Origin of the sequence: Streptomyces sp. SBT349 (genome assembly GCF_001083795.1) — a bacterium.
Lineage (GTDB): Bacteria > Actinomycetota > Actinomycetes > Streptomycetales > Streptomycetaceae > Streptomyces.
This window is the reverse complement of record NZ_LAVK01000061.1, coordinates 20,532-27,293: the sequence shown is the minus strand read 5'-3', so window position 1 is coordinate 27,293 and position 6,762 is coordinate 20,532. Positions and strand designations below refer to the sequence as shown.

Sequence of the window (6,762 nt, the reverse complement as noted above, 5' to 3'; positions counted from 1 at the left end):
CCCCAGAGCCCGGCCCCGCCGAGGAGTCGGACTCAGGCTTCACCGCTCCGGTGGACGGCTCGGTCACCACCGGCTACCGCGTGCCGGGGGCCTCCTGGTCCTCCGGCTACCACACCGGCGTCGACTTCCCCGTCGGCTCCGGCACCTCGGTCGCCGCCATCGGCGCCGGCGAGGTCGTGACCGCGGGTACCGGCGGCTCGTACGGCAACGAGGTCGTCATCCGGCACGACGACGGCCACTACAGCCAGTACGCGCACCTGTCGTCGATCTCCGTGACCGTGGGCCAGACGGTCTCCGCGGGCGACCAGATCGGCCTGTCCGGCTCCACCGGCAACAGCACCGGACCGCACCTGCACTTCGAGGTGCGGACCGGTCCCGAGTACGGCTCGGACGTGGACCCCCTGGCCTACCTGGCCGCGAAGGGCGTCACGCTCTGACCGCGGGGCCCCCGCACCCCTCCGGCGGGGGCCCGCTCCTCTCCCCGTCCGGCCCGCCCCGAGAGAAGGGGCGGGCCGGACGGGGAGACGCGGTGGAGGCGTCACGCGTTGAGGCGTTGGTAGGACCGGATCGACAGGGGGGCGAAGACCGCCGTCATCAGGAGGGGCCAGGCGATGGCCAGCAGGAGCGCGTTCTCCGTGGCCCAGGAGTCGCCGCCGACCCCGGGGTTGCCGAAGAGCTCGCGGATGGCCGTCACCGTCGCGGACAGCGGGTTCCAGTCGGCGATCGCTCCCAGCCACCCGGGCATCAGCTCCGGCGATGTGAACACGTTCGACATCGCGGTCAGCGGGAACGCCAGCGGGAAGACGATCATGCCGACCGTGTCCGGGTTCGGCACCAGCAGGCCCAGGTAGATGCCCAGCCAGGTGATCCCGACCCGCAGCGCCAGCACCAGGGCCACCGCGAGCAGCGCGCGGCCCACGCCCCGGTGCCACTCCCAGCCGACCAGCAGCCCGCAGACCAGCAGCACGGTCATCTCCAGGAGCCCCCGCAGCAGGTCCGCGGCGCCGCGCCCGGTGAGCAGGGCGGAACGGGCCACCGGCATGGAGCGGAAGCGGTCGATCACGCCCCGCCCCGCGTCCACGGCCACCGCGGAGCCGGTCGCGCCCAGGCCGTAGAGCATGGTCATCGCGAAGACCCCGGGCACCAGGAACTCCCGGTAGTCGCCGCCGCCCGGCAGGGTCATGCCGCTGCCGAAGACATAGCCGAAGACCAGGATGAACATGATGGGGAGCGTGAAGTAGAGCGCCATCTCCTCCGGGGTCCGGACGAGGTGCGCCATGTTCCGCCGGGTCATGATCCAGCCGTCGGCCACCGCCCACCGCAACCGCCTCATCGCACGACCTCCTTCCGGTCCTCGGCCGCCCGGCCGCCGGTGAGCCCGAGGAACGCCTCGTCCAGCGTCGGCCGCCTGGTGCCGATGTCCTCGACCGTGATCCCCGTTCCGTGCAGGGCCCTGACCACCTCGGTCAGCGCGGTCACCCGGTCGGCGACCTGGACGCTCACCCGCCTCACGTCCGGGTCGACGTCCGCCACGGCGCCGCTGATCCGGGAGACGAGGTCCCCCACCGCCGCCAGGTCGGCGGCGTCCCTGACGACGACCTCGACGCGGTCCCCGCCGATCCGCGCCTTGAGGTCGTCCGCGGTGCCCTCGGCGACCACCCGGCCGCTGTCGATGACCGAGATCCGGTCGGAGAGCTGGTCGGCCTCCTCCAGGTACTGCGTGGTGAGCAGCACCGTGGTCCCGCCGGAGACGAGCGAACGGACCGCGTCCCACACCTGGTTGCGGCTGCGGGGGTCGAGCCCCGTGGTCGGCTCGTCGAGGAAGAGGACCCTCGGCGTGCGGATCATGCTGGCCGCCAGGTCGAGGCGGCGGCGCATGCCGCCCGAGTACTGGCCCGCGTTGCGCCCGGCCGCCTCGCTCAGGCCGAACGCGCCGAGCAACTCCTCGGCCCTGCGCCTGGCCTCGCGGGGGCGGAGCTTGTAGAGCCTGCCGAACATCACCAGGTTCTGCCGGCCGCTCAACTGCTCGTCGACGGCCGCGTACTGGCCGGTGAGCCCGATCAGTTCCCTGACCTCCTCGGGCTGCCCGGCCACGTCGAAGCCGCAGATCTCGGCCCGGCCCTCGTCGTACCGCAGGAGCGTGGTCAGCGCCCGCACGGCCGTGGTCTTGCCCGCGCCGTTCGGCCCGAGCAGCCCGTGCACCGTGCCGGTCCGCACGGCCAGGTCCACGCCGTCGAGGGCGTAGGTGTCCCGATACCGCTTCCGCAGCCCCGCGGCCACTATCGCGTGATCCGCCATCTCCCCATCCATCCCCGATCCCATCCCCGTTCCCGTTCCCATTCCCGATCCGTCCGAGAAACTGTGTACGTCGTAGACTTGGGTATACACAGTACACAGTTTTAGGATGCGGTCAATCCAGGGACGAGGGGTGACGATGGCCGACGAACGCCAGGCCCGGCGCGATCTCCAGGCGGCGGTCGATCTGCTGTGGCGCATGAGGCAGCCGGGGACCCGGGGGCCGCGGGGCAGCCTGAGTGTGGACCGGATCGTCGGAACCGCGATCGAGATCGCCGACGCCGAGGGCATCGGCGGGGTCTCCATGCGCAAGGTCGCCGAGCGGCTCGGCGTGACGACGATGTCCCTCTACCGGTACATCCCCGGGAAGGATGACCTGCTCGACCTCATGTTCGAGATGGCCTCCGGGCCTCCCACCACCTCGGACTGGCCCGGGGACTGGCGCGGGCGGCTCGTCGCCTACGCGCACGCCTGCCGGGGCATGCTGCTCAACCGGCCCTGGATGACGGACATTCCGCTCAGCGGCCCGCCCATGGGCCCGAACAATCTGGCGTGGATGGAGGTGGTGCTCGACTCGCTCACCGACAGCGGCCTCGACCAGGGCGACATGGTCGGCGTGCTGATGCTCCTCACCAACTACGTGCTGAGCGAGGTCAGGCAGGAGATCACGATGGGCCGCGCCGCCCCGCGCACGGGCGTCACCTACGAGGAGTGGGGCGAGGTCTACGGCAGGCTGCTGACCCGCGTGGTCAGCTCCGGCACGTACCCGGCCCTGGCCCGGGTGGTCGAGGCGGGTGTCTTCGGCCCCGAGAGCACGGGCGCCGACGAGGACTTCGCCTACGGCCTGGACTTCATCCTGGACGGCATCGAGGCCCTCATCCGCGAGCGCACGGCGAAGGCGGCCGAGGGCGAGGGGGCCGAGGGCTGAGGGCCGCGGCGGGTTCCGCGCCGCTGGTAGGCTTCGCGGTCTCACACGAGCAAGATCAACCAGCGTCGTCGCGCCTGGTCGTGGGGCCGACTCGCGTCGACCCGCGCACGCGCGCAGCGGCCCGGCGCGTGGGCGCACGAGGTCGGTGACGCGCGCGTCCCGACGGCGCCGAGCCAGCGAATGGGTCCAGGGACATGACACGTAAGCACGCCCGTGGCGCGATAGCCGTCCTGCTGGTCTCCGCGGTCCTCACCCTCACCGCCTGCGGTGGCGGCGGGGGGCGCAGGTCCGGCGGGTCCGACAGCACCGGCGGAGGCAGCAGCTCCGGCGGACTCCACGACGATGATGACGACGACGACGACTTCGACATCGACGTCCCGGACACGGACGGCACCGCCGGGGCCGGAGGCGAGGCCGGCGATCAGCCGGCGCAGTCGGCGGACGGCGAGGAGGCGGCGCTCGAACAGGCGGTGAGCGACCTGGTCACCGCCCTCTTCACCCCGAACGGGACGCTCGCGTACGACTCCTTCTCCACCCGCTGCCAGACGGTCCTCACCCTGGCGGACGTCGAACTGGCGGCTCAGGCGGCCGTCGACCGGTACGGGCACCGCACGATGGAGTCGTTCTCCGTGGACTCGATGACGGCGACCACGGCGGAAGTGAGCTACGGCGTCGGCATCGAGGAACTCGACGGGAGCGCCGAGCCGTGGGTCCTGGAGGCCGACGGCTGGCGCCTGGACGACTGCTGACGCCGCGCACGCCCACCGAGACGCGCCGCGGTCCGAGCCGCGGCGCCTCTCCCTCTCCCTTCCCCTCTCCCTCTCCCGCTACGGCAGGTTCCGCGCCATGACGAGGCGCTGGACCTGGTTCGTTCCCTCGTAGATCTGCGTGATCTTGGCGTCGCGCATCATGCGCTCCACCGGGTAGTCCCGCGTGTAGCCGTAGCCGCCGAGGAGTTGGACCGCGTCGGTGGTGATCTCCATCGCGGCGTCGGAGGCGTAGCACTTGGCCGCCGCGCCGAAGAACGTGAGATCCGGCTCGTCCCGCTCGGACTTCGCGGCGGCGGCGTAGGTCAGCTGGCGTGCGGCCTCCAGCTTCATCGCCATGTCGGCCAGCATGAACTGCACGCCCTGGAAGTCGCCCACCGGCTTGCCGAACTGCTTGCGCTCGCGCACATACCCCTTGGCGTAGTCCAGCGCGCCCTGAGCGATTCCGACCGCCTGGGCCGCGATCGTGATCCGGGTGTGGTCGAGCGTGCGCATCGCGGTGGCGAAACCGGTGCCCTCCTCGCCGATCATCCGCGAGGCCGGGACGCGGACGTTGTCGAAGTACACCTCGCGCGTCGGAGACCCCTTGATGCCGAGCTTCCGCTCGGGCGCCCCGAACGACAGGCCCTCGTCCTCCTTCTCCACCACGAACGCGGAGATCCCGCCGCGCGTCCCCTTCTCCGGGTCGGTGACCGCCATCACCGTGTAGAAGTCGCTCACCCCGGCGTTGGTGATCCACCGCTTGACGCCGTTGAGCACGTAGGCGTCGCCGTCCCGCACCGCGCGCGTCTTCATCCCGCCGGCGTCCGAGCCCGCGTCGGGCTCGGAGAGACAGTAGGAGAACTGCCCCTCGCCCCTCGCCAGCGGCGTCAGGCAACGCTCCTTCAGCTCCTTCGACGCGGAGAGGATCACCGGCATCGAGCCCAGCTTGTTCACCGCGGGGAGCAGCGAGGAGGAGGCGCAGACGCGGGCGACCTCCTCGATCACGATCACCGTGGCCAGCGCGTCCGCGCCCGCCCCGCCGAACTCCTCGGGGACGTGGACGGCGTGCAGGTCGCTCGCCACCAGCGCGTCCAGGGCCTCCTGCGGGAAGCGGGCCTGCTCGTCCACCTCGGCGGCGAACGGCGCGATCTTCGCCTCGGCGAGCGCGCGCACCGACTGCCGGAGCAGGTCGTGCTCCTCCGCCGGACGGTAGAGGTCGAACTCCGGTGTCCCTGCCACGTGTCTCACTCCCTGATCAGACGGGCACGCTAACTACTGTTAATTAACTTGTCATCCTAGGCCGCGAACCGGGCCACGGATACGTGGGCTTCCCGCCGGGAACGGGGTCTATGCTCGGGACCATGTCCCCGAAGATCACGGTGATCGGCCTCGGATACCTCGGCGCGACCCACGCCGCCGCCATGGCGGAGCTGGGGTTCGACGTGCTCGGCCTCGACATCCTTCCCGAGAAGACCGACCTGCTCTCCCGCGGCCTTGCCCCCATGTACGAACCCGGCCTTGAGGACATCCTGCGGCGGCACGTCGTGGGGCTGCCCGAGTCCTCGGGCCGCCTGGCGTTCACCACCTCCTACGCGGAGGCCGCCGCGTTCGGCGACATCCACTTCATCTGCGTCAACACCCCGCAGAAGCCGGGCGAGTACGCCTGCGACATGAGCTATGTGGACAGCGCCGTCGACTCCCTCGCCCCCCACCTCGACCGGCCCGCGCTGGTCGTCGGCAAGTCCACCGTCCCCGTCGGCAGCGCCGCCCGGCTGGCCCGGCGGGTCGCCGAACTCGCCCCCGCCGGCGAGGAGGCCGAGCTCGCGTGGAACCCGGAGTTCCTCCGCGAGGGCTTCGCCGTCGAGGACACCCTCCGCCCCGACCGCATCGTCGCCGGGGTCACCAGCGAGCGCGCCGAGGCCCTGCTGCGCGAGGTCTACTCGACGCCGCTCGCCGGGGGCACGCCGTTCATCACGACCGACCTCGCCACGGCGGAGCTGGTCAAGACCGCGGCCAACGCGTTCCTCTCCACCAAGATCTCCTTCATCAACGCCATGGCCGAGATCTGCGAGACCGCGGGCGGCGACGTGGTCAAGCTCGCCGAGGCCCTCGGGTACGACGACCGCATCGGCCGCAAGTTCCTGCGGGCCGGGATCGGCTTCGGCGGCGGCTGCCTGCCCAAGGACATCCGCGCCTTCATGGCCCGCGCCGGAGAGCTGGGCGCGGCCGAGGCGCTGGCGTTCCTCCGCGAGATCGACTCGATCAACATGCGCCGCCGCGTCTACATGGTCGAACTCACCCGCGAGACCCTGGGCGGCTCGCTGCTCGGCAAGCGCGTCGCCGTCCTGGGCGCTGCCTTCAAGCCCGACTCCGACGACGTGCGCGACTCGCCCGCCCTCAACATCGCGGGCCAGCTCCACCTCCAGGGCGCCGAGGTCACCGTCCACGACCCCAAGGCCATGGAGAACGCCAAGCGCGTCTTCCCCACCCTGCGGTACGCGGACGGCGCGACCGAGGCGGCCCAGGGGGCGCACGCCGTGCTGCACCTGACCGAGTGGGCCGAGTACGGCGAGCTCGACCCGGCCGTCCTGGGCGGGGTCGTCGGCGCCCGGCACATCCTCGACGGGCGCAACACCCTCGACCCCGAGCTGTGGCGCAAGGCGGGCTGGACCTACCGGGCCCTGGGGCGGCCCACCGCCTGAGCACGACCGTGTGTTCTGGAACGATCGCGGGTTTGACCTTTGGCTTTCCGGCAAAGGTCTCCGCATGCCGAAAAGCGACCAGAGCGGT

The 6,762-nt window shown here is 71.6% G+C and carries 7 protein-coding genes; 4 read left to right on the top strand and 3 right to left on the bottom strand.

Translation table 11 applies throughout. From position 1 onward, the window contains the following. The coding region (locus ADY01_RS10575; RefSeq protein WP_049569642.1) for a M23 family metallopeptidase at window positions 1–437 on the top strand (437 nt) is incomplete at its 5' end. 101 nt (window positions 438–538) lie between these two features. Here ADY01_RS10575 and ADY01_RS10570 read toward each other — a convergent pair. Together ADY01_RS10570 and ADY01_RS10565 are read right to left on the bottom strand one after the other, a co-directional pair. Continuing rightward, on the bottom strand, window positions 539–1,333 hold the full coding sequence (locus ADY01_RS10570) for an ABC transporter permease (RefSeq protein ID WP_049569634.1): 795 nt from the start codon (window positions 1,331–1,333) through the stop codon (window positions 539–541). Further along, entirely contained in the window at window positions 1,330–2,298 is a 969-nt protein-coding gene (locus ADY01_RS10565; protein WP_049569631.1) for an ATP-binding cassette domain-containing protein, read from the bottom strand. Before ADY01_RS10565 ends, ADY01_RS10570 begins: the two co-directional genes overlap by 4 nt. Before the next feature lie 136 nt (window positions 2,299–2,434). Here ADY01_RS10565 and ADY01_RS10560 point away from each other — a divergent pair, with 136 nt between their 5' ends. Both ADY01_RS10560 and ADY01_RS10555 read left to right on the top strand, forming a co-directional pair. Further along, on the top strand, window positions 2,435–3,223 hold the full coding sequence (locus tag ADY01_RS10560) for a TetR/AcrR family transcriptional regulator (RefSeq protein ID WP_049569628.1): 789 nt from the start codon (window positions 2,435–2,437) through the stop codon (window positions 3,221–3,223). 194 nt (window positions 3,224–3,417) lie between these two features. After that, window positions 3,418–3,972: a hypothetical protein gene (locus ADY01_RS10555; RefSeq protein ID WP_049569626.1), complete on the top strand. Its 555-nt coding sequence runs from the start codon at window positions 3,418–3,420 to the stop codon at window positions 3,970–3,972. 78 nt (window positions 3,973–4,050) lie between these two features. Here ADY01_RS10555 and ADY01_RS10550 read toward each other — a convergent pair whose 3' ends face one another. Then, complete coding sequence (locus ADY01_RS10550) at window positions 4,051–5,211, bottom strand: acyl-CoA dehydrogenase family protein (RefSeq protein ID WP_049569625.1); 1,161 nt, start codon at window positions 5,209–5,211, stop codon at window positions 4,051–4,053. Between the two features lie 122 nt (window positions 5,212–5,333). On the opposite strand from ADY01_RS10550, the gene ADY01_RS10545 reads away from it, so the two are divergent. After that, a complete protein-coding gene (locus ADY01_RS10545; RefSeq protein ID WP_049569639.1) occupies window positions 5,334–6,674 on the top strand; it encodes a UDP-glucose dehydrogenase family protein in 1,341 nt (446 codons plus the stop codon). Window positions 6,675–6,762: the final 88 nt, after the last annotated feature.

Bases quoted from the DNA above. Each gene is read 5' to 3' on its own strand.
- ADY01_RS10555 (WP_049569626.1), top strand. From the start codon at position 3,418: ATGACACGTAAGCACGCCCGTGGCGCGATAGCCGTCCTGCTGGTCTCC.
- ADY01_RS10560 (WP_049569628.1), top strand. From the start codon at position 2,435: ATGGCCGACGAACGCCAGGCCCGGCGCGATCTCCAGGCGGCGGTCGAT.
- ADY01_RS10565 (WP_049569631.1), bottom strand. From the start codon at position 2,298: ATGGCGGATCACGCGATAGTGGCCGCGGGGCTGCGGAAGCGGTATCGG.
- ADY01_RS10545 (WP_049569639.1), top strand. From the start codon at position 5,334: ATGTCCCCGAAGATCACGGTGATCGGCCTCGGATACCTCGGCGCGACC.
- ADY01_RS10570 (WP_049569634.1), bottom strand. From the start codon at position 1,333: ATGAGGCGGTTGCGGTGGGCGGTGGCCGACGGCTGGATCATGACCCGG.